This window comes from Acinetobacter sp. ANC 3832 (assembly GCF_002135415.1).
Classification (GTDB): Bacteria; Pseudomonadota; Gammaproteobacteria; order Pseudomonadales; family Moraxellaceae; genus Acinetobacter.
Genome location: NZ_NEGJ01000003.1, coordinates 304777 through 330778 on the forward strand (window position 1 = coordinate 304777; position 26002 = coordinate 330778).

The 26002-nt window shown below is 36.8% G+C and carries 23 protein-coding genes; 11 read left to right on the top strand and 12 right to left on the bottom strand.

What is annotated here, in order from left to right; genetic code table 11:
* Window positions 1-170: 170 nt before the first annotated feature.
* The 3 genes from B9T35_RS05840 to efp form a co-directional block, all read right to left on the bottom strand.
* Window positions 171-473, bottom strand: coding sequence for a YbdD/YjiX family protein (locus tag B9T35_RS05840; RefSeq protein ID WP_086190173.1), 303 nt, complete (start codon window positions 471-473; stop codon window positions 171-173).
* On the bottom strand, window positions 470-2563 hold the full coding sequence (locus tag B9T35_RS05845) for a carbon starvation CstA family protein (protein WP_086190174.1): 2094 nt from the start codon (window positions 2561-2563) through the stop codon (window positions 470-472). The genes B9T35_RS05840 and B9T35_RS05845 overlap by 4 nt, the downstream gene beginning before the upstream one ends.
* A gap of 326 nt (window positions 2564-2889) precedes the next feature.
* Window positions 2890-3459, bottom strand: coding sequence for an elongation factor P (gene efp / locus B9T35_RS05850; protein ID WP_086190175.1), 570 nt, complete (start codon window positions 3457-3459; stop codon window positions 2890-2892).
* A gap of 382 nt (window positions 3460-3841) precedes the next feature.
* On the opposite strand from efp, the gene epmB reads away from it, so the two are divergent.
* From epmB to B9T35_RS05865, 3 genes are read left to right on the top strand one after another with little or no spacing between them, the layout of a single operon-like run.
* The gene (gene epmB / locus B9T35_RS05855; protein WP_086190325.1) at window positions 3842-4858 is read left to right on the top strand and encodes an EF-P beta-lysylation protein EpmB; all 1017 of its coding nucleotides are present in this window, start codon (window positions 3842-3844) and stop codon (window positions 4856-4858) included.
* Window positions 4859-4883: 25 nt separating this feature from the next.
* On the top strand, window positions 4884-6635 hold the full coding sequence (locus B9T35_RS05860; protein WP_086190176.1) for a GTPase: 1752 nt from the start codon (window positions 4884-4886) through the stop codon (window positions 6633-6635).
* Window positions 6617-8791 carry an EAL domain-containing protein gene (locus B9T35_RS05865; protein WP_086190177.1) on the top strand — a complete coding sequence of 725 codons (2175 nt, stop codon included), beginning with the start codon at window positions 6617-6619 and terminating at the stop codon, window positions 8789-8791. Before B9T35_RS05860 ends, B9T35_RS05865 begins: the two co-directional genes overlap by 19 nt.
* Window positions 8792-8868: 77 nt before the next feature.
* Here the strand turns inward: B9T35_RS05865 and rpmE are convergent, their stop codons facing one another.
* The 4 genes from rpmE to B9T35_RS05885 all read right to left on the bottom strand — a co-directional run bounded on the left by rpmE (window position 8869) and on the right by B9T35_RS05885 (window position 13105).
* On the bottom strand, window positions 8869-9096 hold the full coding sequence (gene rpmE / locus B9T35_RS05870; protein WP_086190178.1) for a 50S ribosomal protein L31: 228 nt from the start codon (window positions 9094-9096) through the stop codon (window positions 8869-8871).
* A gap of 223 nt (window positions 9097-9319) precedes the next feature.
* Window positions 9320-10321, bottom strand: a complete 1002-nt coding sequence (locus B9T35_RS05875; protein WP_086190179.1) for a bile acid:sodium symporter family protein — start codon at window positions 10319-10321, stop codon at window positions 9320-9322.
* 203 nt (window positions 10322-10524) lie between these two features.
* The gene (gene gloA, locus B9T35_RS05880) at window positions 10525-10926 is read right to left on the bottom strand and encodes a lactoylglutathione lyase (RefSeq protein WP_086190180.1); all 402 of its coding nucleotides are present in this window, start codon (window positions 10924-10926) and stop codon (window positions 10525-10527) included.
* A gap of 1 nt (window position 10927) precedes the next feature.
* Window positions 10928-13105, bottom strand: coding sequence for an AmpG family muropeptide MFS transporter (locus B9T35_RS05885; protein ID WP_086190181.1), 2178 nt, complete (start codon window positions 13103-13105; stop codon window positions 10928-10930).
* A 183-nt stretch (window positions 13106-13288) separates the two neighbouring features.
* Here B9T35_RS05885 and B9T35_RS05890 point away from each other — a divergent pair, with 183 nt between their 5' ends.
* Window positions 13289-15937 (top strand): Lon protease family protein, encoded by a 2649-nt coding sequence (locus B9T35_RS05890; RefSeq protein ID WP_086190182.1) that lies wholly within the window; start codon window positions 13289-13291, stop codon window positions 15935-15937.
* Between the two features lie 185 nt (window positions 15938-16122).
* Here the strand turns inward: B9T35_RS05890 and grxD are convergent, their stop codons facing one another.
* Window positions 16123-16464, bottom strand: coding sequence for a Grx4 family monothiol glutaredoxin (grxD, locus tag B9T35_RS05895; protein ID WP_086190183.1), 342 nt, complete (start codon window positions 16462-16464; stop codon window positions 16123-16125).
* Between the two features lie 160 nt (window positions 16465-16624).
* Here grxD and B9T35_RS05900 point away from each other — a divergent pair, with 160 nt between their 5' ends.
* Window positions 16625-17836, top strand: coding sequence for an aspartate aminotransferase family protein (locus B9T35_RS05900; protein ID WP_086190184.1), 1212 nt, complete (start codon window positions 16625-16627; stop codon window positions 17834-17836).
* A gap of 67 nt (window positions 17837-17903) precedes the next feature.
* On the opposite strand, the gene B9T35_RS05905 is transcribed toward B9T35_RS05900, so the two are convergent.
* From B9T35_RS05905 to surE, 3 genes are all read right to left on the bottom strand, one after another.
* A complete protein-coding gene (locus tag B9T35_RS05905; RefSeq protein ID WP_086190185.1) occupies window positions 17904-18836 on the bottom strand; it encodes a LysR family transcriptional regulator in 933 nt (310 codons plus the stop codon).
* Between the two features lie 96 nt (window positions 18837-18932).
* Entirely contained in the window at window positions 18933-19760 is an 828-nt protein-coding gene (locus tag B9T35_RS05910; RefSeq protein ID WP_086190186.1) for a peptidoglycan DD-metalloendopeptidase family protein, read from the bottom strand.
* Window positions 19761-19877: 117 nt separating this feature from the next.
* Entirely contained in the window at window positions 19878-20657 is a 780-nt protein-coding gene (gene surE / locus B9T35_RS05915) for a 5'/3'-nucleotidase SurE (protein WP_086190187.1), read from the bottom strand.
* Window positions 20658-20764: 107 nt separating this feature from the next.
* On the opposite strand from surE, the gene B9T35_RS05920 reads away from it, so the two are divergent.
* From B9T35_RS05920 to B9T35_RS05935, 4 genes are all read left to right on the top strand, one after another.
* Window positions 20765-21136 carry an MCR_0457 family protein gene (locus B9T35_RS05920; RefSeq protein ID WP_086190188.1) on the top strand — a complete coding sequence of 124 codons (372 nt, stop codon included), beginning with the start codon at window positions 20765-20767 and terminating at the stop codon, window positions 21134-21136.
* Window positions 21137-21304: 168 nt separating this feature from the next.
* The gene (locus B9T35_RS05925) at window positions 21305-21697 is read left to right on the top strand and encodes an MCR_0457 family protein (RefSeq protein ID WP_086190189.1); all 393 of its coding nucleotides are present in this window, start codon (window positions 21305-21307) and stop codon (window positions 21695-21697) included.
* A gap of 123 nt (window positions 21698-21820) precedes the next feature.
* Window positions 21821-22969 (top strand): D-alanyl-D-alanine carboxypeptidase PBP5/6, encoded by a 1149-nt coding sequence (gene dacC, locus B9T35_RS05930; RefSeq protein WP_086190190.1) that lies wholly within the window; start codon window positions 21821-21823, stop codon window positions 22967-22969.
* Window positions 22970-23072: 103 nt separating this feature from the next.
* Window positions 23073-23612, top strand: coding sequence for a gamma carbonic anhydrase family protein (locus B9T35_RS05935; RefSeq protein WP_086190191.1), 540 nt, complete (start codon window positions 23073-23075; stop codon window positions 23610-23612).
* Window positions 23613-23666: 54 nt separating this feature from the next.
* On the opposite strand, the gene B9T35_RS18625 is transcribed toward B9T35_RS05935, so the two are convergent.
* Window positions 23667-23951: a hypothetical protein gene (locus tag B9T35_RS18625; RefSeq protein WP_228147087.1), complete on the bottom strand. Its 285-nt coding sequence runs from the start codon at window positions 23949-23951 to the stop codon at window positions 23667-23669.
* A 414-nt stretch (window positions 23952-24365) separates the two neighbouring features.
* Between B9T35_RS18625 and B9T35_RS05945 the strand changes: the two genes are divergently transcribed.
* Together B9T35_RS05945 and mnmA are read left to right on the top strand one after the other, a co-directional pair.
* Window positions 24366-24851: an NUDIX hydrolase gene (locus tag B9T35_RS05945; RefSeq protein WP_086190192.1), complete on the top strand. Its 486-nt coding sequence runs from the start codon at window positions 24366-24368 to the stop codon at window positions 24849-24851.
* A gap of 4 nt (window positions 24852-24855) precedes the next feature.
* Window positions 24856-25992: a tRNA 2-thiouridine(34) synthase MnmA gene (mnmA, locus tag B9T35_RS05950; RefSeq protein ID WP_086190326.1), complete on the top strand. Its 1137-nt coding sequence runs from the start codon at window positions 24856-24858 to the stop codon at window positions 25990-25992.
* Window positions 25993-26002 lie beyond the last annotated feature (10 nt).

The following is a 26002-nucleotide window of genomic DNA, read 5'->3' on the forward strand; positions in this document are numbered from 1 at the left end:
TTATTCGGCTAGAGTGCTACATTGACATCGTAGACGTCACTAACTCTCCTCTAAGCTAGAATAAGCTAAAAATCTGACTGATTTTTTTGATAGTTTTAACAATACATTCCTAGATAAATTAAAGTCATAAAAAACGGCATTTACATGCCGTTTTTCACTCACCCGTTATATCAACAAGGACATTTCTTTAAGCCACCACTGGCAGATGGATAACGTGCATCCACGCAATAACGATAAAAAGTTTTAGCATCCATTGCTTCTAGGTCAGGATGGTTTTTTTTCATATGTTCCAAATACGTTTCATAATCTGGAACACCGACCATTAAACGGAAGCTTTGTTGCAAACGTTGCCAAATCAGTTGAATTGTTTTAATTCCATTCAACATTAAAAATTTCTTTGGCTGTGCCAAGACCGTAAATTTAATAATTTTACCTAAAGCCAACTTCTGACGAATTTGTTCTTTTAGACTCATTTCAATTCTCCTACTGGAACCTCATCAGTATAAATCGCTTCAGCTTCATTCACTGTAGGTGTTGGACTTGCCAATGCACGGCGAATTGCACCAACTGCAGCAATAATCATGATCACCGCAACAATCATAAAGAATGCACATAATCCTGCATTCACTTGATTTGAGAATACAATGGTTTGCATTTCTTCAATGGTTTTAGCAGGTTTAAGAATTTCACCTTTTGCAATCGCATCAGAGAATTTATTCGCTTGAGCAAGGAAACCAATTTTAGGATTTTCATGGAAAATCTTTTGCCATCCAGCCGTCATACAAGTAATGAATAAGAAAATTGTTGGGACAATCGTGACCCAAACATATTTCTCTTTCTTCATTTTGAACAGAATAACTGTACCGAGAATTAACGCCATCGCAGCAAGCATTTGGTTACCAATACCAAACAGTGGCCATAAGCTGTTAATACCGCCGAGAGGATCAACAACCCCTTGATAAACGAAGAAACCCCAACCTGAAACGGCAATTGCAGTACCGATCAAATTACCCATAAAATTACGTGAATTTTTTAACGCAGGAATAACAATACCAACTGTATCTTGCACCATAAAACGACAAGCACGCGTACCCGCATCTACCGCTGTTAAAATGAATAATGCTTCGAATAGAATTGCAAAGTGATACCAAAATGCCATCATTGAACGGTTGTTAAAAATTTCCGTAATAATATGTGCCATCCCAATCGCAAAGGTTGGAGCACCACCTGTTCTAGACAGAATGGTTGTTTCACCCACTTCTTTTGCAAGCAAGGTCAATGTTTCTGGTGTAACCACAAACCCTAAATTACGTACAGCTTCAGCAGCACTTTCAACAGTTGTACCCAATACGGCTGCTGGTGAATTAATTGCAAAATAGATTCCTGGTTCAAGTACTGTTGCACAAATCATGGCCATAATTGCGACAAATGATTCCATCAACATACCGCCATAACCAATTACACGAATATCAGCTTCGTTATCAATTAGCTTAGGTGTAGTGCCTGAAGAAACCAAAGCATGGAATCCTGAGATTGCACCACAGGCAATGGTAATGAATAAAAATGGGAACATTGATCCTGCAAATACAGGTCCTGTACCATCCACAAACTTAGTCATTGACGGCATTTTCAACATTGGCATTGCAACCATAATACCAATCGCTAAACCTGCAATTACCCCAATTTTTAAGAATGTAGAAAGATAATCACGTGGCGCCAATAACAACCAAACAGGTAGGACTGAAGCGACAAAACCATAAATGATTAAACACCATGTTAATTGTGTACCCGTCAATGTAAAGAACGGTCCCCAATATGGATGTTGTGCAATATCACCACCAAAGATAATCGCAGCCATCATCAATACAAAACCGATAATAGATACTTCTGCAATTTTACCCGGACGTAGGAATCGCATATAGATTCCCATGAACAAAGCAATTGGAATCGTTGCTGCGATACTAAATACACCCCACGGGCTGTTGGTTAATGCTTTCACTACTACCAATGCCAAAACGGCAAGGATGATAATCATCACCCCCAAAGCACCGAGCATAACGATGACACCAGCAAATGAACCCAGTTCATCTTTTGCCATTTCACCGAGAGATTTACCATTACGTCGTGTCGAAATAAACAAGACAAGGAAATCCTGTACTGCCCCTGCAATGACCACCCCGACAAGTAACCAAATGGTTCCTGGTAGATAACCCATTTGTGCAGCGAGAATAGGACCCACTAATGGTCCTGCACCAGCAATTGCGGCAAAGTGATGTCCAAATAGCACATATTTATTGGTTGGCACATAATCCAAACCATCTGCTAAACGATGTGCAGGTGTTAATCGTCTTGAATTAAGCTCAAAAACTTTCGTTGCTATAAATAAGCTGTAGAATCGATAAGCAATGCTATATACACAGATTGCTGCTAAGACTAACCAAACAGCATTGACATGTTCACCCTTACTGACAGCGAGTATTCCAAAAGATACTGCGCCTAAAATGGCAACCACAACCCAAATCATTTTTGATAGCGCTGTTGGCTTTTTCTGAATATTTTCCATTAATACCTCACATCTTGATTACTAAAAGCAGTTCCATTGTTTTTATTTACCGCAATGCATTTCGTATGACATTTCCCTGATGAATTATGCTCCCTATTTTTTTGTTTTCGTTTACGACTTTGGCATAGATTTTAGTTTTAATCTACATGATTACATTCAGCTTTCCATATCAAATCTTTTTTATTCTAATGATTTATATATATCATTGAGTCAATATACTTCTCTTTGAATTTACACCCAATTACAAGTATTTCATCTAAGACTTTAGCATTAAAAAAGGGATGCTTCGAAAGCATCCCTTTTGGTCATTGTATATGGCTATACAATTACGCGCGTTCTAAATAATCACCTGTACGAGTATCTACACGAACGCTTTCTTCTTGCTGTACAAATAATGGAACACGTACTACCGCACCTGTTTCAAGTTTAGCGGGTTTACCACCACCACCTGAAGTATCACCACGTACACCTGGATCAGTTTCAACAATTTTCAATACAACAAAGTTTGGCGGGCTCACGCTTAATGGAACACCGTTAAACAACATGATTGTACATTTTTCATTTGAATCATCTTTCAACCATTTTGCAGCATCGCCCATGGCAACTTTATCTGCAGTAATTTGTTCAAAAGTGACTGGATCCATGAAGTTCCACATTTCACCATCGTTATAAAGATATTCCATCTCTACATCAACGATATCCGCACCTTCAAGTGTTTCATTTGATTTAAACGTTTTTTCTAACACTTTACCTGATTTAAGGTTACGTAACTTAACACGGTTAAACGCTTGACCTTTACCTGGTTTAACGTATTCGTTTTCCATGATTGAACATGGGTTACCATCCAGCATAACCTTAAGGCCTGCTTTAAAATCACTTGTAGAATAATTGGCCATGGAAAGGCTCACTCCAAACTTACTAACTTAATCTATTTACATGGCTCGATTTTGACATTGAAACATTCATACTGAATATTTACATGCAAATTAAAGCTCACATTTTCATTTGACAATATTCTAAATGAGCAAGACACATTGAAGCAATGTAAATATTTTCAACAATGTTCACATATTAGCTGATCACAGCATATACAGACTCAATAATGTTTGGTTTATCCCTGAGAAAGATACAGGTACAATGATTCTTAATTCAGCAATAAAACTTTGACAAATTTTATACTTGTCGGATTTCAAGCCTCTATAGCGAGTATTGCAAAAATACACGCTATAGAATCATTCGGTGTCTCAGACATCCAACCACTCATATTTTACACGTGGCATGATAAACTATTTATATCAAGAGCAAAACTGGCAATCTCAACTGAGTCAACTCATTACTGACCCTTTAGAACTGTTAGAAACCCTACAAATCTCTCCAGATAATTTATTATCTGGCGCACTTTTAGCAACTGAACAATTTAAATTGCGTGTTCCACGTGCCTTTGTTGAAAAAATGCAAAAAGGGAATGTTTTAGATCCCTTACTGTTGCAAGTGCTTCCGCATCATTTAGAATTAGAAGAACATGCTGGTTTTGTCACAGATCCACTCGGAGAAGAAGCAGCCAATCAACTTCCGGGTGTATTGCATAAATATAAATCACGTTTTCTACTGACTTTAACGGGTGCTTGCGCAGTTCATTGCCGATACTGTTTCCGTCGTCACTTTCCCTACCAAGAAAATCTACCGAAAAATGAAGATTGGCTAAACATCAAAGCCTATTTGGAAAGCCAACCACAAATTAATGAAGTGATTTTAAGTGGTGGGGATCCACTCACTTTATCAAATCGTAAATTAGCATTATGGATAGAACGTCTAGAATCTCTCAAACAAATAAAAATCTTGAGAATTCATTCACGTGTTCCGATTGTCATCCCCAATAGAATTGATGAAGAACTGGTTTCCTTATTGAAAAACAGTAGGCTACGTGTCATTCTAGTGGTACACTCGAACCACGCTGCTGAGCTTGATGATTTTACTTGTACTCAATTATTACACCTTGCACAGCAGAATATTTTGGTTTTAAATCAGGCTGTTTTATTAAAAGGGGTCAATGATTCAGCTCAAGTTCTTGTGGATTTAAGTCATCGACTTTTTGAAGCACAAGTCATGCCTTATTACTTACATGTTTTAGATAAAGTAAAAGGTGCACATCACTTTGATTTGCAAACAGATAAAATTGATCAAATCTATACAGATGTTTTAGCCAGCTTACCGGGTTATTTGGTGCCAAAATTAGTCCGAGAGGTCGCGGGAGAACAAAATAAAACACCGCTGTTTGGAGCATTAACCTTTTAAAGTGGAATATAGAGTTAAATAAGAAATGATAAATAAAGAAATTTCGGAAATTTTCCATTCTTCTACTGTTCTAAAAAGGGAACGGTTAAGCTTTACCGAACCGACTGTCCAAGCCATGAGTGCTTGGGCATCCAATTTATCGATGATGCAACTTGGAGATACTTCCGAGTCTGTATTACAAGCGATTCATGAGCTTTCAGAATTACAATGTAGTGAAACACTGAGATTCGATCTTGTCCAAGTTTTACACCCTTCTATTGAGAATGTTTTGACTGGTTTAGAAAAACATTTCATCAATCAAGGATTGTTTTTATCTGATCGAAATGAGCATATTATTTTACTCACGACACGACTTAGAACTTATTTTACCAATATCTATGTCGATATCGCACATCGCAGTCATCAGCAACTTTCTAGTCAAAAATTTTCTTTTTTTAAAATTTCTCAAACCAAAAATTTAAAAACAGCGCGTACACTCGCAACATATTATGCATTAGAACAATTGGGACTTTTATTAGTCCAACAGCAAATGCTTTATAGCAGTGCTTTATCCAACCAATGGTATAGAACGCATAACTTGTATGATTTGGCTGTCAGCAATCAAGATCAGCTGATCAATATCAATCAATTGCAAGGTACGCACCACACCATTCAAAATATTCAGCAAGCCTATTCACAAGTTCTTTTATTGGATATTTTTAATACACACCAAATTCGCCCATCTGAAATTCAAGCCTTGTATCAATGTAGTTTTGATTGGGCAAAAATGATTCAGGTTCTTCCACGAGAAACGACGTTATCACGCTATATTGTCGATAGTAGTAAAGATCACCCTCCTGTTTATAATCGTAAACAGCATGAAAGTTTTCATCCGAATCTTTATATTTCGACTCAAAGTTTATTAGAACATATCAACACAACCATTCAAAAAGATGCTGACTATCTTTCTAAAAATGAACAAGCCTATTTATCTGGCGCATTAAAATTTCATGTACAAAATGTATTGGGCACCAATAGTGAACGACAACATGAACGTTATGAATATTCTGCTCAGTTACAAATTTGCTTTAGCTTATTGACCGCACATTTCTATTTATCGAAAGCAAAAAACTTTCATGAAACATTACAACTTAAGAATAATTTTGGCTTTCAATCTGAGTCCAATGTACAGTCCAGTATTGCAAACAATAACGATTCCAATGCACCAAAGCATATAAAAACCCTTGATCGAGAAGCAAAGCATATTTACCAAGCCCAAGTGTTGGATATTTCCATTACAGGTTATCGCATTCGCTGGGCGAATGAAGCACCGAAGAGCTTACGTACTGGAGAGTTTATTCTCGTTAATGAGAATTTACAGAATAAATGGAAAGGTGCAATTGTTCGTTGGATTAAACAGTCTGTAAACAAAACCTATGAGCTTGGCGTTGAAATACTGGCTCAAGATATTTATCCATGTGCAGTGAAAGTCTCTACAGATCGTTCAAATGTAAATTATCATCCATGTTTACTGGTACAAAATCAAAATTTAGACACCACCAGTACTTCATTAATTTTACCAAATTTACCGTTCTTTAAAGAACAGCAAGCGATTTATCTTCGCTTGGCAGATCAAGAAGTAAAAATCTATTTAATTAAAACGCTTTTGATTACACAAAGTTTTGTTCAATTTGATTATGAGTTATTAAATGATGAACAACAGACCTTAATTGATCAATATATTCATCAACAAGCCACTGATTTAAATAATCAAGATGTATGGGAAGCCTTGAAGTGAGAAATTTACTGTTATCTAAAAAATTGAAACTATCTGAAACCAAGTTGCTCATCATTGATGACAATCAAATTCGATATAATACAATTATAGATCTCTTTCAAAGCAAAAATCACCTTGTGCAAGCCACTTTATTGGATGATCTGAATAGCTTTGAAAAGCAACTCAATACCACTTGGGATGTAATTATCTTCGGTCAAGCTTATGATTTAAAAATTGAGCAAGCGCTTACTTTAATTCAAGCTTCTTCACAAATTAATATTCCCGTTCTATTACTAAAACCTCAAGATTATAAAACTGAGCAATATCAAAATTATATTCATAAAGGAATCTATGATGTTGTTAATCTTGAATTTCCTGAACGTTTCTATATTGGTCTGGTTCGTGCATTGTCTTTTAGCCGAACATTACAAACACAACGCCTTTTACTCAACGAACTTGATAATGCCAAGAATCAGGCACAAGCATTGGTTCAAGAACAACATAAAGCAGTGGCTACAATTCAAGAAGGTATTCACACGCATGCCAATGAAGAGTATCTAAAACTATTTGGTTTATCGAGTGAAGATGACATTATTGGTTTACCGCTTCTTGATATTTTACAGCCTAAAAATTTAAATGATTTTAAAAATCGATTTAAAAGGATCAGCCAAGGCCAGTTTGAACTTGCACGTTTTGAAATTGACACATTAAATAAAAATGCAAAAAGTCAAAACCCACTCAAAATTGAATTTCTTCCTTCCACTGAAGATGATGCTGTTCAAATTACCATTGAAACACTAAATACAATCACTCATTCAAACCCTGCCTTACAAAGTTCAATCACGAGCAATGTGAGTCATGATAATGAATCAGCTTTCCAAAAAATTCAGCGTACTTTAATCCATCAACCTGCTAAAGCCAATGCATTGGTGCTATTTAGCCTAGCCAATTGTCCAGATGAAATATTGCATTTAGACTGGAAAACCACCAAAGAATATTTCCAACACTTAAAAAAATTCGTTAAAGAGCAAACTAATCAGACTGTATTTAGATTAGATACCGCACTTTATGCCACACTATTACAAGCCGAATCTCAACAGATTCTTGAATCTCGCATTTCTGGTTTAAGTGCTTTAGAAAAACCTCAATTGCTGAACATTCATAATCAAACCTTTCCACTACAATTAAAACTCGGTTTTAGCGAACTGGATTTAAACTCATTCACTGAAGCGAATTTTGAGTCTGTTTTGGCACAAGCTTATAACCAACCATTACCTAAACGAGATACAGCTTCTGATTTACAACTTGAAGCAACGTTACAAGAAACCAAGATTGAACTGATTGCAAATGAACCGACATTGAACATTGAACCTTTACAATTTTCTTCTGAACCTATTTTGAATGTCCAGCCCATTGTTAAAGAATCACCTCTTCTTGCCCAAATTCAGGAGAAACTCGAAAAAAGTGAAATTCATCTCAAGTATCAACAGCTTTATGATAAACAAGATAGTAATCTTTATACTTATGAAGTAACCAGTGGTTTTATTTATGAAAATCAATGGAAAAAAACCAATAATTTAATCGAACTTGATGATGATATTGAACTGTCGATTAAGCTAGATCGCTGGATTCTTGTTGAAGCCTGCAAGCAACTACATAATTTTATTACTCAATATCCTGAAGCAAAATTAATTGTTAATTTGAATCGTCATATCTTATTTAAAGATAAACAATTCCCTGAATTAGTTTCTAAATTGATTACGATTGTTGGTAGCCGCTTATCTCACCCATTGATTCTACAATTTGATGAAGAAGATATTGCAAAAAATCTGGTCGAATCTCAAAAGCAGATTGCAGTGTTACGGGAGCATGGTGCAGACATTTCTTTACGTAATTTTGGTTCGACGATTTCAAGCGAAGCCATTCTAAAACAAAGTGATGTTGCTCATCTAACACTCGATGAAAAATACACATTGATGCTGAATAATGATGCCTCAATGCAAACCCTTCAGCAGTTGATTGAAAGCTATCATGCCATTCGCCCCGTTGAAATTTTATTAAAAAATCTGAATGATATGAACTCTTTCGCGAATGCTTGGAATGTGGATGTACGATATCTACAAGGTGAATATTTCCAAAAGAAACTTGATCATCTAACAGATGTACAAGACCAATAAGGTCTTGTACTTTTCCATACCACAAAACAATAGATGTAAAAAAACGGGCAATTGCCCGTTTTTTATCTTTTGCAAGATTAGTCGCGTTTGATTGTACGTGACATACCAGAAAAGCGTTGTTTGAACTTGTCGATACGACCGCCAGTGTCCACATTCTTTTGTTTACCAGTATAGAATGGATGGCAAGCTGAACATACGTCTAGGTAAATAGTTTCTTTACCAATTGCAGAACGAGTTTCAATAACGTTACCACATGAACAAGTAGCAACTAATTTTTCATATTTTGGGTGAATATCGGCGCGCATGGTCGATTCTCCTAAGTAAAGAAAGGTTTTGCTGTCATCGCAATTGATCACTCTCAAAAGATTGAGGAAAAAGCTAAACTTTATGAAATTTATAAAAAAATCATAAAAATAAAGCAGATCAACACCACAACAGACCATTTCTCTTGGCCCACCGAGACGGATTCCGCCAGAGCTAAGCACAACAAGTGGACCTAATTATACATGAAAAATTGGATAATGTGAATTAATCTAAGACCGCATCTTTATCTAATTCAACATCATTTTGTTTCGACCAATAATTCGCAATAATTCCGCAGACCATGAGCTGAATTTGATGAAAAATCATAATCGGTAAAACAATCATGCCAATCGGTTGCCCGATAAATAAAATTTGTGCCATCGGTACACCACTGGCTAAGGTTTTTTTCGAACCACAGAAAAATACGGCAATCTGATCTGCACGATTAAAACCAAGCCATTTAGGAATATAGTAAGCAAGTAACATAATAATGGTTAAAAATACTGAACAAACCACAGTCAAAATAAACAAAGTTGTCCAACTGACTTGCTGCCATAAACCTGTTGTCACTGCGCCACTAAATGCACCATAGACCACCAATAAAATCGTACCTTGGTCAAATTCTTTCACAATCCCTGGAATCTTTTGCATCAAAGGAAAAACATAGGGACGAAGTAATTGCCCAGATACAAACGGAACCAACAAAAGTAACGTAATTTCTATAATGGATGATGTCGCATCATATTCATGTTTGCTTTGACCAAAAATAAATACACTGACCAAAATAGGTGTGATAAACATACCAATCAAATTGGAGAATGAAGCACTACATACTGCTGCTGCAACATTTCCTTTTGCCACAGAAGTAAATGCAATGGAAGACTGCACTGTTGATGGCAAAAAGCACATAAACAGGAAGCCCCAATACAACTGCTGTCCAAGCAAAGGCTCTAAAATAGGTTTTGCTAAAAGCCCGAGAATCGGAAAAACAGTAAAGGTAAAGGCAAAAACAACCCCATGTAATCGCCAATGTAGAATCCCCTGCACAATCGCTTCACGTGATAATTTAGCACCATGTAAAAAAAACAAGATTGCAATCGCAATATTCGTGATGACCCCAAAAATACTGGCGGCTTGTCCATGTACAGGAAGGAAAGTCGCTAATATCACCATCACAATTAAAAGTATTGTAAATCGATCAAGTGCTAATAGTTTCAACATATTCATAATTAACATCCTATCTGTCTTTTTATTTATGTAGAGCCCATAAAAAAGCTCAGCGAGATGAATTTACCGTCGGGTAAATATTCATCTTACTAAGCCTGATTAATTAAGCTAGTTTTTGAACAAAATATTCACTATTTATTTAAAACACTTAAACTTTTGTTTAAGTGTTTTATTTTTAAAATATTTATTCAAACACTATGTACTTAATTGTTACGTGCATCATGATCCTGCTGAATCAACTCAATCTTATAACCATCTGGGTCTTCAACAAATGCAATGACAGTGACCCCACCCTTCATTGGACCTGCTTCACGAACAACATTGCCACCGCGTGCTTTAATCTCTTCACACGCTTGATACGCATCAGCTACACCAATCGCAATATGACCATAAGCATTGCCTAATTCATAACTTGAAGTATCCCAATTATGCGTTAGTTCTAAAACTGTATTGTTTTCTTCATCACCATAACCAACAAAAGCTAAGGTAAAGCGACCTTCTTCATAATCACGTTTGCGAAGTAAAGTCATACCAAGTACTTCAGTATAGAACGCTAAAGATTGTTCTAAATTGCCTACTCGTAGCATAGTATGTAGCATGCGCATATTATTCACCTTTCTCAACTTGAATCGAATTTTGATGTTCTTTGAGCAGCTTTGCCACCCAAACTACTAAGATTAGAATTGGAATTCCAATAAAAGTTGTCATCAAAAAGAATTTTGGATAACCAATATTAGTGACAATTGTACCCGAATAACCCCCCAAAATTTTAGGGGTTAAAGTCATTAAAGAGCTAAAAATTGCATATTGTACTGCTGTAAATGAAACACTGGTTAAGCTCGATAAAAATGCAATAAAGGCAGCACCTGCAAGACCAGAAGCCAAATTATCCACAATAATCGCAAAATATAACCACGTTGAGCTATATTCCTTAATCACCTTGCCTTTCACTTCAACCATTTCATTTGAATGCGGATTGATCACGGCAATTGGCTCTATATCAATTGATAATTTTTCAGCCTGATTAGCGTTTGTATTTCCAAGTTGATAATTCAAATGTGTTTTAGATGCAATCGAACTAAGCGTTGGATCAATTGATTGCATTACAATTGATTTTACTTTTGCAGCAGCAAGCGCCTTACCATCAATTACACCACTAAAAGAACCATGCTCATCAATTTTGATCGGATAAGCTTTTCCATCAAGCACATAATTCAAAGATTTTTCTTTATCTAGTTTTTGAATATCCACACCACTCAACTGACCTTTCAATACAACACTTTGCTTTAATTCGGCGGTGAATAATTGATTATCTTGAGAAATTGGCAAAAGTAACAATTGCGGATAATTTTGTTGTACTAAAAACGGCTGTTGCTCAACTAACTTAGTTGAAGACTGAGTCGATACAACAATTTCATGCGATTTTTCAAAATCTGCACTGGGTATTTGTACCTTCCAATAACCCACTTCATCTGTTTTAGACTGATAAGTATGTTCACCCACTTTCACTTCAACTGAGCTTAAAGGTATACCTGATTTCACCAGACCAATGAAAATCAAATTGGTAGAGCTTGCTAATACAGCACCGACGAACATGAGTTTCATAATATTCATGCGTTGTGCAAGTAAACCACCTAAAAAGCCACCAACCAAACTAAAAATTACACCATAAATTTTCACGGCTTCAGCAATTTGTTCTTTGGTAAAGTTTAAATCTTGGTAGAAAACATTTGAAATCACGCCTGCAATGATGTCTGAAATTCGATAAAAACCGATTAATAACAACAGAACCAAAGCAAGTTTGACCCCATATCTCCTGAAAAAATCCGCAATCGGATTCACCCAAGTTTCATAGGCCATTTGCTTATTGACTACGCCTATTTTAATCAGCAAGGTCGCAATGGCAATCGCGCCAGCACCTGATCCTAAAAATCGTGTAGCCTCAGTTAAAAACTTCAGAAAACCATCTTCAATATGCCATGCTTTTTGAATGTACTGAATAAGCCCATCTGAATAAATATAGAAAACAACAAAACTTGCAACAGCGATCAGGAATACAAAAACTAAGCGGTAGTAATCTGTATTTTTATAATTTTTATTGACTCGATTAACCTGTGGCTCACGGATACATAGTGTTGTGATAATACCCACTAGCATTACAGCAGCCATCGTTAAATACGTATATTTCCAAGCGTCATAAATATAGTTTCCTTTTGCCGTTCCAAAAGATGCAGCGAGGAATAAAGCCCCTGCACCTGCAACAATCATCCCTATACGGTAACCCGCATTATAGGTAGATGCTAAAACTGTTTGCATTTCTGTTTCAGCAAGCTCAATACGATAGGCATCAATCACAATATCCTGAGTGGCTGCCGAAAAACCTAGCAACACTGCGCCCACAGCCATTTGATACAGATAAGCTTGGCCTAATGCAGGATCTGAAAATGCCATGATACAAATTGCACAGACAATCAAACATTGTGCAATCAACAGCCAAGCACGGCGTCGCCCTAAAATTTTAGTTAAAATTGGAACAGGCAATTCATCGATAAGGGGCGCCCAAACAAATTTAAAGGAATAACCTAAAGCTGCCCAACTAAAAAAAGTGACAGCACTTTTATCAATTCCCGCTTCGCCCAACCATAAAGATAGACTTGAGAAGATAAGAAGAATGGGAATCCCTGCGGAAAAACCCAGAAATAACATAATCAATGCACGACGATCGAGAAATGCTTGAAAAGCAGATTTCCATCCTGATGATTGTCCAGAAGTTTGCGTTGTCATTGCTTTATTATTTTCAACAAAATTAAATAGTGCTATTCAACCGCTTAATGCAAGCAGTTTCAATGTTTATTATGAAACTAGTTTATAGTTTTGCAGATATTTCCTACAACTGAACTTGATATTTTCACGTAAACCTGTATACCTTTAACTTTTCAACTGCACTTTTAGTTTTGGATTTCACCTGTGACCCAAAGACACGATCAAATTAGCTCAAACACCTTATCAAACACAACGACGACAACCAATATAGAAAAAATTGTAAAATCTTTTCCTTCAGTATTTGACCAGACGGAAATTCAAAGTACTTTGACGCAAACCATACTAAAACCAGAACAACTGACTCATATTCCAAATACATCTACAATTCCGAGTTCGACTAAACGGATTAAGCCCCTGAATAATTTTTTAGGGCAAGATCGTGCCAAAGCTTCCGTTGAAGCCGGTATCGCACTTCCCTACTCTGGCTACAATATCTTTGCTGTAGGTACAGCAGGTTTAGGTAAACGCACGATGATCAAGCGTTTACTACAACAGCACGCCAAAACCATGCCTACGCCAAATGATTGGGTCTATGTCAATAATTTTACCAATGCACGCCAACCCATCGTTTTATGCTTCCCTGCGGGACAAGGCAATAAATTTGAGGGGTTGTTACATCAAACTTGGCAAACCATTCTGAAACAGTTAGAACGCCGTTTTAGTGCGGAAACCTATCACAATCGCATTGAAAGAATTCGCCAAGTAACAGGAGATGAACAGCAACTAGCTTTGGTTGAACTCACCAAAGAAGGTGAAGATCTTGACCTTAAATTAATTACTCGAAATGATGAACATCGCTTTATTCCTGTACACTTAAAAGACAATAAAATACAAGAAATATCTCAAGAAGAACTGAAGACTTTAGATAGCAAAAGCCGTTCAGAAATTATCGCTAATTTGCGTTATATGGATAAAAAACTAGAACGCCTAGGGCTTCAACTCGGCGATCTTGAAGATGATGCACGTGATCAAGTTTCTGAACTGAACCGAGATATTGCAAAACAGGTAGTTATTCCACGTTTTGATATAATTTTAGGTAAATTTGAAACCGTACAAGGACTTGAACAATACTTAAAACTTTATGCTGAAGATATTATCAATAATGTTGAAACTATTTTAGATCAGGAAGGTGATGAGTTTTCACCTGCTTTATTTAATCAAGTGCCATCGCGTTATCAAGCCAATGTCGTGATGAGTAACAAGCCAAATAGTGGTGCACCTGTTATTTTTGAAGATTTCCCAACTCATTACAATTTATTGGGTCATGTTGAACAATTGACTCAAAATGGTACCATTACCACAGATTTTACTTTAATTCGCCCAGGTGCACTCCATCAAGCCAATGGTGGCTTTCTTATTTTAGAAGCTGAACAATTGCTTGAGCAACCTTATGCATGGCAAGGTTTAAAACGTGCGCTAAAATCAGGTCAACTGAAGCTATCTTCATTGGAACACATGCTGACTTTAACAGGCAGTATTTCTATTGAACCTGCATCTATTCCATTGAATTTAAAAGTAGTACTGTTAGCAGAACCTGAAATTTATTATGAAATTTTAGAAGTAGAGCCTGAACTCGGTAGCGTCTTTAAAATTCGTGCCGATTTCACTGATACATTACAACGTAATGACGAAAATGAACAAGCCTATATGCAATTAATTGCTGATTATGTACAGCAAGATAAGCTTTTACCTTTTGATCGCTCTGCCCTTTCTGCACTCCTGACTGACTCGAGTCGTCAAGCTGAAGATCAAAGTTCATTGTCATTGCATGCACTGACATTGGGTGATTTGATTCGTGAATCACACCATCATGCTGCACAAGCAGATGATAAAATGGTCACAGCGCATCACATCAATACGGCACTGAAACATCGCCAATATCGCTTAGGCTATTTACGTGAACTTTATTGGCAAGATTTATCACGTGGTACACAACTTATAGAGACCCGTGGTCACCGTTTAGGACAAATCAATGCGCTATCTGTCATTCAATACGCTGATGTTGAATTTGGCTTACCTTCGCGCTTAACTGCCTCTGTTTATCAAGGTGGTGGTGATATTCTAGATATCGAACGTAGTGTCGAACTGGGTGGATCATTACATGCGAAAGGCGTGTTATTAATGTCTAGCTTCTTAAAAGCACACTTTGGACGTGAACAAATACTACACTTCTCTGCTGCACTTGCTTTTGAGCAAAGTTATGGTCAAGTCGATGGTGACAGTGCCACTGTTGCTGAGCTTTCTGCACTTATTTCAGCAATTTGCCAACTTCCAATTGATCAATCTTGGGCAATTACAGGTTCAATGAACCAATTGGGTCAAGTGCAACCGATTGGCGGTGTAAATGCCAAAATTGAGGGCTTCTTTGATGCTTGTAAATTACAAGGTTTAACAAGCAGACAAGGTTGTATTATTCCTCGTCAAAATATGCAGCATTTAATGCTTCGTCAGGATGTTATAGATGCTGTGGCGAATGGACAATTCCATATCCATGCCATTGATACCATCGATCAAGCTTTAGAAATTTTAATGGCTCGCCCTGTTGGTGCTTTAAATAAAAAAGGTCGCTATACCAAAGGTTCAATCTATGCAGCCGTGATGGAACAGCTTGAATATTGGCAAGCAATTGAAGATGGCATTGTAGAAGAGCCGAAGAAAAAGAAAAAAAAGAAGAAGAAAGAAAAAAAGGCGGACAAGACTGAATCATCTAAAGTGATCAAGGATAAAGAAAAGCCAGTTTCTGAGGATAAGGCTGAAAAAGAAGTTATAACTATAGAGCTTACTACGAAGTAAGTCATAGACTTTTAAATTTCTAATTCTACAAATATAGCCCTTCAATTGAAGGGCTATATTACATGTATGACTCTATAAAATAAGCGTAATGACATCAACTAAAGCTTTCCATCATGCGTATTAGAGTTAAATTTTAGCCATAAAAAAAGCACCTCGATCAGGTGCTTTTTAACATCATCAGCTTATTAAGCTTCTGGAGCAGCACTATATTGTTCAACCAATGATCTTAATTCACCATTTTGGAACATTTCCGACATAATGTCGCTACCACCAATCAATTCACCATTAATCCACAATTGTGGAAATGTAGGCCAATTTGCAATTTGTGGCAAAATCGCACGAATATCTTGATTTTCCAAAATATTTACATAAGCAAATGGACGACCAATTTGACTAAGCGCTTCTACTGCACGTGCAGAGAAACCACATTGTGGAAATTGTGGTGTACCTTTCATATAAAGAAGTACAGCATGTTTAGCAATTTGATCACGAATTAACGCTTCTGTATCACGCACTTGTTCAGTCATTGGTAAATCCTCAACTCATCTGCCTGCATTATACCTAAATCCGCAATAAAGAGTATGACTTGGCCATTAAATCCAATTTAATTTGAATTTAGGCTTTTAATCTGTGGCCGTTTTTGTTTATATAAACTTTTACTTTCCATCACATAGATAAGAGTTAGTCATGAACAACATTACTCTCGCTCCAATACAAACTGATCAACCTTCACACTTGATGCCTGTTTTTGGGCGTCAACAGATCAGTTTTGTCCGAGGTCGAGGCTCTTATTTATATACTGAAGATGGAACTGAATATTTAGATGCACTTACAGGTATTGCTGTGTGTGGTTTAGGTCATGCTCACCCAGTAATTGCAGAAGCGATTGCTGAACAAGCTGCGACGTTAATTCATACCAGTAATATTTATGAAGTGCCTTGGCAAACCGCCGCTGCGCAAAAGCTTGCAGAAGTTGCAGGTATGGAAGAAATTTTCTTCTCAAATAGTGGTGCTGAATCCAATGAAGGTGCGATTAAAATTGCACGTAAATTTGGTCATATGCAAGGTATTTCGAGCCCAAAAATTATTGTTGCAGATCATTCATTCCATGGTCGTACTATGGCAACACTTTCAGCAACGGGTAATAAAAAAGTACAAGAAGGTTTTGGCCCACTCGTAGAAGGCTTTATTCGTGTGCCATTTGGCGACATCCAAGCCATTGAAGAAGCTGCAATTCATTACCCAGATATTGTTGCTATTTTGGTTGAACCTATTCAAGGTGAAGGCGGTGTAAATACAGCACCTCAAGGTTTTAGCTATTTAGAAGAAATTCGCCATATTTGTAATCAACACAATTGGTTGATGATGTTGGATGAGGTTCAAACAGGAAATGGTCGTACGGGTCAGTTCTTTGCATATCAACATACCAATATTGTTCCTGATGTTTTGACGACAGCGAAAGGCTTAGGAAATGGTTTCCCTATTGGTGCAGTTATGACTCAAGGTCGTGGTGTTGGCGTTTTAACAGCAGGAAATCACGGTTCAACCTATAGCGGTACACCTTTAGGCTCTCGTGTTGTTTATACCGTAATTGATTTGATTCAAAAGGAAAATATTGTTGCCAATGCTGCGGAAATTGGAACGTATTTAGTGGATGAATTGCGTAGCCAACTGGCAGATCAAAATGTGGTTGTCCGTGGTTTTGGTATGATGATTGGTATTGAGCTACCAAAACCGTGCGCTGAATTGGTTGAAATGGCGCGTGATGAGCAACATTTAATTATTAATGTGACTTCAGGCAATGTTGTACGCTTACTACCTGCTTTAAACATGAATCATGAACAAGCGGATGATTTACTGAAACGTCTTATCCCCGTGATTAAGAAGTTTCTTGCTTAAATAAATATAAATTTAAGTTAAAAAATAAAAAAGCCGCTGATTCAGCGGCTTTTTTAATGAGTATTTCTTATGAAGCTTCTTGATATATTCTGCCACCAGGTAACTGACTAAAATATTGTTTCAAAGCATCCACACAACGATGGATTTTCATAGGTTGTTGTTCACGCTTTAAAGTCATTGCATTCAACGTAAATGTTGGCAACTTCCATTCAGGCAATACTTCAACTAAAGTCCCATTCATCAATTCTTTTTGTACATCTAAATAAAGAATTCGCGCAATACCATGTCCATTTTGGCAGAGTGATTTAGCCACAAAAACATTGTTGGTTTGCACACGATGTTTCATTTCTAAATTAACCACTTCACCTGTAGCACCATGTTGAAATGAAAAATGTTGATAATTCTTCATGATATTTACAGGAATCAACTCGTGATGCATTAAATCTTCAGGACGTGAAAGTGGCGCTGTCTGATTTAAATAGCTCGGTGATGCAACCAAAACTTGATCAACTCTTGCCAAAGCAACACTCATCAAATTTGCAGACTCATCAGTTTTTGAGCACATACGGATTGCAATATCAATACGTTCTTGAATTAAATCAATGAATTGATTATCTGCTTCAAAATGAACCATCAACCCACGATGTGCCGACATCCAGTGTGATAACGCAGGAACAATATGGGTTGCTCCTAACTCAGGTGTAGTTGCAATACGTAAATCACCGACTAAGTCATCTCTCAACTCATTAATTCGGATTTTACCGCGTTCCGCTGCCGCAAGCATTTCTTGACAGCTATGGAAAAAAGCTTGTCCTGCTTCCGTCAAACTTAACTTTCGAGTAGAACGGTGTAGAAGTGTAACTTCCATTTCATTTTCTAAAGAACGAACTTGTTGACTCACAGCACTTGTAGTAATACCTAAATTACGAGCGGCACCACTAAATGAGCTCTTTTCAACAACGCAAGCAAAAACACCCATCGCTCGTAGTTGATCTAACATAAATTTCCCTCTGAAATTATGAGACACTTCACATTTTTTTGATAAAAGCAACTCATTGTATTATACGAAGAAATTTACATTTTGCATTAAATATATTTAATTAGTAGGTAAAATATTTATCGGATTAATTGGCTTACCATCTAAACGTACTTGGAATTCCAACATCGTACGATTTGTTCCTGTAGAGCCAAACTCCGCAATTTTTTGCCCTGCTGTAACATTATCTCCGCTTTTCACCAGCATTTTACTACTATGTGCATAAGCAGTGATATATCCATCTATATGTTTAATTAAAACTAAATTTCCATATTCTTTTAAGCCGTCTGCTGCATAAACCACTTGACCATCTGCTGCAGCAAAAATCGGATCCCCTAAATTACCACCAAAACGTGTTCCTTTGACATTGTTTGCTAAATTATAATTTTCAATGATTGAACCATTTGAAGGTTTCACCCATCTCAAACTGGTTGATTTAACTGCTGTAACTGGCGTTGTTGCGACAACAACAGGCGCTTTCACAGTTGTACTTGGTTGGTTTGTTGGTAAGTTAATGGTTTGTCGCTGGATTGGAGCTTCGCTTGTCGCTAAAGCTTTCGTTGTTGAGCGATAATTATTGGTATTCCCCGATTTTTTCAATCTGAGTGATTGATTCACATAAATTCGATACGGCGCTGAAATATCATTCATCTCAGCAACTCCAATATAGCTTAAGCCGTATCTTCCTGCAATTCCACTAAGGGTATCACCTGAACGAACTGTATAAAATTCAGGTGCATTGGTATGACGAGTCATATTGCTACTGATTTGTGGTTTTGATGCACAACCCGTAATCACCAAAGTTGAAGTCATAGCGACAGACAACAAAACTGTCTTGGTCCATACCTTAGGCATCTTTAAAACGTGCTGTGATCTTACCAAAAGCATTATTTCTCTCTCTACATCTAAACATTAAAATATCCGTTGTCCTAAGATTAGCAAAAAAGAATACAGTTTTACTGTTTATCATTGCTTTTTCACAAACTTATAACATTCAACTCAGACTTAGGTATAACTTTGCTCAAGCTGTAATTGCAAGGCATCTAAAATTTCATAATTGGTGGCATCCATTTGAATTGGCGTGATGCTCACATATCCATTTGCAATAGCAAAAAAGTCAGATTGGATATTCATCATGTTCTTTTTCGGATCTGTTACTGCTTCACCTGCAAGTCCAATCCAATAGACTTGACGCCCACGTGGATCTACATGGCTACTGATCGGTTTCGATTGTACTCTACGACCTTGATAGGTCATTTGTGCACCTTGAATTTCCACGACATCTGGAATATTAATATTTAGAATATGTCGTGGTGGAAGTTGTGGAATACCTTGAGCAATAAAATCATGTACCCATTGAGCGGCTTGAGCATAATCATCAGCATGTTCATAAGAACGAACATTACTACCTGCTAATGACACAGCAATTGCAGCCTGTTTCATTAAGCGACCTTCAAATGCTGCACCCACAGTACCTGAATACAGTACGTCATCACCCAAATTCGCACCGCTATTAATACCACTGACCACTAGATCAAATTCAAAATCGAATAAACCATTGGTGGATAAATACACGCAGTCTGCAGGTGTTCCATTGACTGCCCAAACATCAGGTGAAAGCTGAATGGGTCTTAATGGTCGATCTAAAGTTAATGCACTGGAATAGCCACTACGTTCACTCTCAGGAGCAACAATCACAACACGACCTAAAGGTCTTAATGCTTTGGCTAAGGCTTGAATACCGGGTGCAAATACACCATCATCATTGGCAATTAAAATATTCACTACAGTTCTCGATCTAAAAAATGACTAATGAGATTATTTCATTTTAAGTTATTCAATAATTATATATAGTTAGCCACCTATTTTAATATTAAATTTGCGGGGAAATGATGTTCAATCGTTCACTTAATCGCTTGCTTTGTTTAAGCCTTTTCACATTATGCACTCAAACTGTTATTGCTTCTGACGCCTTAACAGTTGCAGAATCAGACACTTTAGCGAAAGAAGACATTGCTGCGGCGCAAGTCTTGGCTGAAGTATGCCCGACTTTAATTGGAAAAAATCCAGCATTCGATAGCAAAATACAAAATCATACTCAAACTTTACTGAAAGATTTAAAAGGTTCAGCAAAAAACCTAGAACAGCTTGCTCAAGATGCTGAATATCAAGCTATTTTAAAATCTGCAAAATTAGATGCCAAAGAAGTTGAAAAAGAAGAACAAAAATCTGTATGTGAAGATGTCTTAAATATAGAGAGTTAATCTGTTTAGCACATTTCATTTTGCCCTATCTGCATTTATCTCGTTTAGAAAACATGTAGGGCAAATAAAAATTTAAAAATCTACATCATCAATACACTTTCTCTACTTTATTCACATCAAAATTGTTTACCCTATACAAATCATAAAGTTAAAATTTTTAGGATCATTATGTCTGCAACATTTAGTAAATTATGCGCTTTCGGTCTTTTAGCATCTTCAATGGTGTTTACATCTCACACTTTTGCTGCTAAAGAAACGAGTCATGATGAAAATATTGAAGTGACGCAAACCCAAGTGACCAAAGAAGAATTAGCAGCGATTTATGTTCTTTCTGAAGTTTGTCCTTCTTTAATCAAAGAAGATAAAAAATTTGATCAAGGCTATGCTCGTTTATTAAAAGACTATTTACCAGGTGAAAATAACCCTGCTACTGCAATCAAAACGTTAAGCAAACAAAGTAGTTTTAAAGCTGCATTAAAAGAAGCTCGTCAAGATGCCAAGAAAGCCGGCGACAAAGGTAACTTAGGTGTGTGTCAAGATGTGAGCAATTACCATTCATAAAATGAATTAGTTACAATAAGTAAGAAATTAGCCGTCTTCCCCCATAGAAGTCGGCTTTGCTTTACCCTAAAATGTTAAACTCTTTTTGTGCTCATCATATATATAAGATTGGAACTACCTAGAATGACCCGAAAAAGCGCCATTGCTGCATTGTTACTATTACCATCATTTTCTTATGCAGCAACAGTCTTATCTACTCCGCCAGAATTAAATAATAAATCTTATGTCTTGATGGATTATGAGACGGGGCAAATCCTTGCATCTAAAAATGAAAATGAAAAACTAGCACCCGCTTCTATGACTAAAATGATGACTAGCTTCATCATTGAACAAAAACTCTTAAAAGGTGAACTCACGGAAGGTGAAAAAGTTCGCATGAATGAGTCTGCGTGGTGTCGTGGTAGTAGTTCAGAATCATGTATGTATGTACCTTTAAATGGTACTGCAACTGTTCTTGAAATGCTTCGTGGTATTATCATTCAATCTGGAAATGATGCTTCTAAAGCAATGGCTGAGCATATTTCTGGAAATGAAGGCTCTTTTGCTTATGCGATGAACCAAGAAGCTAAAAAAATTGGTATGGCAAATACCCATTTTATCAATGCTACGGGGATGCCTGCTGAAGGTCATTATTCAACTGCAAAAGATATGGCGACACTTGCTAAACATATCATTCATGACAGTTCAAAATATTATCCAATCTATTCTGAAAAAGAATTTACATTTAATGGGATTAAACAAGGTAACCGTAATGCGTTACTTTATACAGATCCAAGTGTAGATGGTTTAAAAACAGGTCACACAGATGAAGCTGGTTTTTGCTTAACTACTTCTGCAAAACGTGGCCCAATGCGCTTAATCTCTGTGATTTTTGGTGCACCATCGATGAATGAACGTGCAAATCAAACACGTTCACTTTTGGCTTGGGGTTATTCAAACTTTGAAACTGTAAATGTTCAACCTGCGAAACAAGTCATTGCTAAAGCAAAAGTGTATTTTGGTAAAGACAATGAAGTGCAAATTGGTTTACCTGAAGCCTTTAATGTCACAATGCCAAAAGGTCAAGCGGATGCCATTAAAACGCAAATTACAGTTCAACCGAATTTGAATGCACCATTACAACAAGGTCAAGTGGTGGGTAAACTTACTGCAACTTTAAATGGTAAAGTCATTGCAGACAAACCACTTGTTGCTTTAAAAGCAGTTGAAGAAGCAGGTTTCTTCTCTCGTATGATTGATCATATTAAAATGTTCTTTAGCAACTTATTTTAATTAGTACGTTCTAAGCATTAGACCAAAGCATCCATCTCTTAGATTTGGGTGCTTTTTCTTTTATAATCATTTTAATTTAAATCTTTAAACATGGATTTCGTCAATGAAAAAGAATATTCGCCCGTACTTAGAACATCACCCTAAAATTGACTCAACCTGTTATATCGATGATCTTTCTGTAATTATTGGTGATGTCCATTTAGCAGAAAATGCTTCAGTTTGGCCTTTTGCTGTGATTCGTGGCGATGTTAATCATATTCATATTGGTAAGAATAGTAATGTACAAGATCATTGTATGTTGCATGTTAGTCATAAAAATGATGCAAAACCAAATGGTTCACCTTTGATTATTGGTGAAGATGTTACAGTCGGACATCATGTAACTTTGCATGGTTGCACCATTGGTAATCGAGTTTTAATTGGAATTAGCACCATTATTTTAGATGATGTGATTATTGAAGATGATGTAATGATTGGTGCAGGCTCTTTAGTTCCGCCACGTAAGCGTTTAGAAAGTGGTTATTTATATGTGGGCAGTCCTGTACAAAAAGTCCGTCCTTTAACCAATAAAGAAAAGGAATTTTTACCCTATTCGGCAAGACATTATGTGAAGGTTGCAAATAATTATTTAGAGCAGGCCTAAGCTTGCTACGAAAGATAACTTCTGAATAAGCGATTATCCTTATTCAAATAAAACTTAAATAATTTCAAAATCTATATTTTCAAGGTCTTCAACTAGCACCAATAAATCAGATTTCAAACGATCATAATCTACACTTTTAGGAATCCTAAACAATGGATTATTGATACGTTCAATAAATAAAGAACAATAAAGATCCCTCAATTCATTGATAGGAAGTCTCTCTATATCTAATGGGTTAATTAAACTTTTAAAAATAAAGGTTATTTCTATATTCCTATTATGATCTCTTGTTCGCTCTAAATTTTTAGCTTGATTAAACCGAGTTTGATTTACATCCACTTCTTCATAGATACTTATGACTTTTAAAATTGATAAAATTAAATTTATGCCATATTGCTTATGATAAAGAGCTTTTTTATTTTGATCATCAAAGTAACAATTGATTTTATGAATTTTTTCAAAATAAGGAGCTACCCCCTGTTACAGATGTGGCAAATAATCTCATTCCCATGTCGGTACTAGTTAATCAGTTTTTCTATAATTTATCATATGAAGCAAAAGCCCTACCATTGATGAATAGATACATAAAAATAAATTATTCACGAACATTGTGTCTATGTTGCGATCTAAACAATGATAACAAGTCATCAAATTAGTAAGCTTTCATCCAAACCCTCAAAGAAAAATGCCTTCAACATAGCCACCGACCTCTAAATTTTGTAGAATACGGTTTTACTCCCACGGTGTTGTTGAATGACCTCTTGGACTCCTCATGTTACTGTCGCAACGGTTGTTGAAAAAGATGGTAAATTTCTGTTTGTAGAAGAACACACAGAAGGTGTAACGCATACGGTATTTAATCAACCTGCGGGACATGTCGAAGCGGGTGAAACCATCATTCAAGCAGCCATTCGTGAAACGATGGAAGAAACAGGTCATGCGGTAGAAGTAGATTCACTATTGGGTATCTATACCTATACGCCACCGATGTTTCCAGATCGCACTTATTATAGATTTTGCTTTTTAGCACATGTACTTGAATACTTTGCAGAAGCTCAGTTAGATACAGACATTGTCGGTCCTGCGTGGATGACATTGGATGAATTAATTGAAACTGCAAGTGCGCGTAGCCCTTTAGTCATTAAAGCGGTGCAAGATGCCCTTTCTGGACAGAAATACCCTTTATCGCTCGTTTATGAGCACCAAAACTCTCCTTTAAATTCAAATTTGGATGCTTAATCCTATGCAACAACGTGTCATCGTCGGTATGTCTGGTGGTGTAGATTCTTCTGTTTCTGCCGCACTTCTTCTTCAACAAGGATATCAAGTTGAAGGACTTTTCATGAAGAATTGGGAAGAAGATGACGGCACGGAATATTGCACGGCGATGGATGACCTTGCCGATGCTCAAGCGGTCTGCGATAAAATTGGTATTAAATTACATACCGCCAATTTTGCGATGGAATATTGGGATCGCGTATTTGAGCATTTCTTAGCGGAATATGCTGCAGGTCGTACGCCAAATCCTGACATCTTATGTAATAAAGAAATTAAATTCCGTGCCTTTTTAGATCATGCTGTGAACTTAGGTGCAGATTTTATTGCGACTGGACATTATTGCCGTCGTGGTGAAACCATGACCAATTCTAAAGGTGATGAATATGCGCCTTTACTACGCGGTGTAGACCAAAATAAAGATCAAACCTATTTCTTACATGCCGTACATGGTCGTGAAATTAATAAAACCCTCTTCCCTGTGGGTGAAATTGAAAAGCCTGAAGTCCGTCGTATTGCAGAAGAGTTAGGCTTAGCCACTGCAAAGAAAAAAGACTCGACGGGTATCTGTTTTATTGGTGAACGCCGTTTTAATGACTTTCTTAAACAATATTTACCTGCTCAACCGGGAAAAATTGTCTTAGATAATGGCAAAGTGGTTGGTGAACATCACGGCTTAATGTACTATACGCTCGGTCAGCGTGGTGGTATTGGTCTGGGTGGAATTAAAGATGTTGCCGAAGGCGCATGGTTTGTTTTACATAAAGATATTGAAGGCAATCGCTTAGTTGTCGGTCAAGGACATGAACATCCTTTAATGCTCAGTACGACATTATGGAGTGAGATGATTGACTGGGTGGCTGGTGAGCAAGAGATTCCTGAATCAGGTTTCCGATGCACGGCAAAAACTCGATATCGCCAACCCGATCAAGCGTGTACAATTTTTAAAGATGAAGCGTTACCTAATGGTGTACGTGTAGAATTTGATGAACCGCAACGTGCAGTTACACCGGGTCAAAGTGTAGTGTTCTATGTGGATGAAACGTGTTTAGGTGGTGGTGTTATTCACCATACCAATGCACCAAAACCAGACTTTATCGTTTAAAGTCTGATTA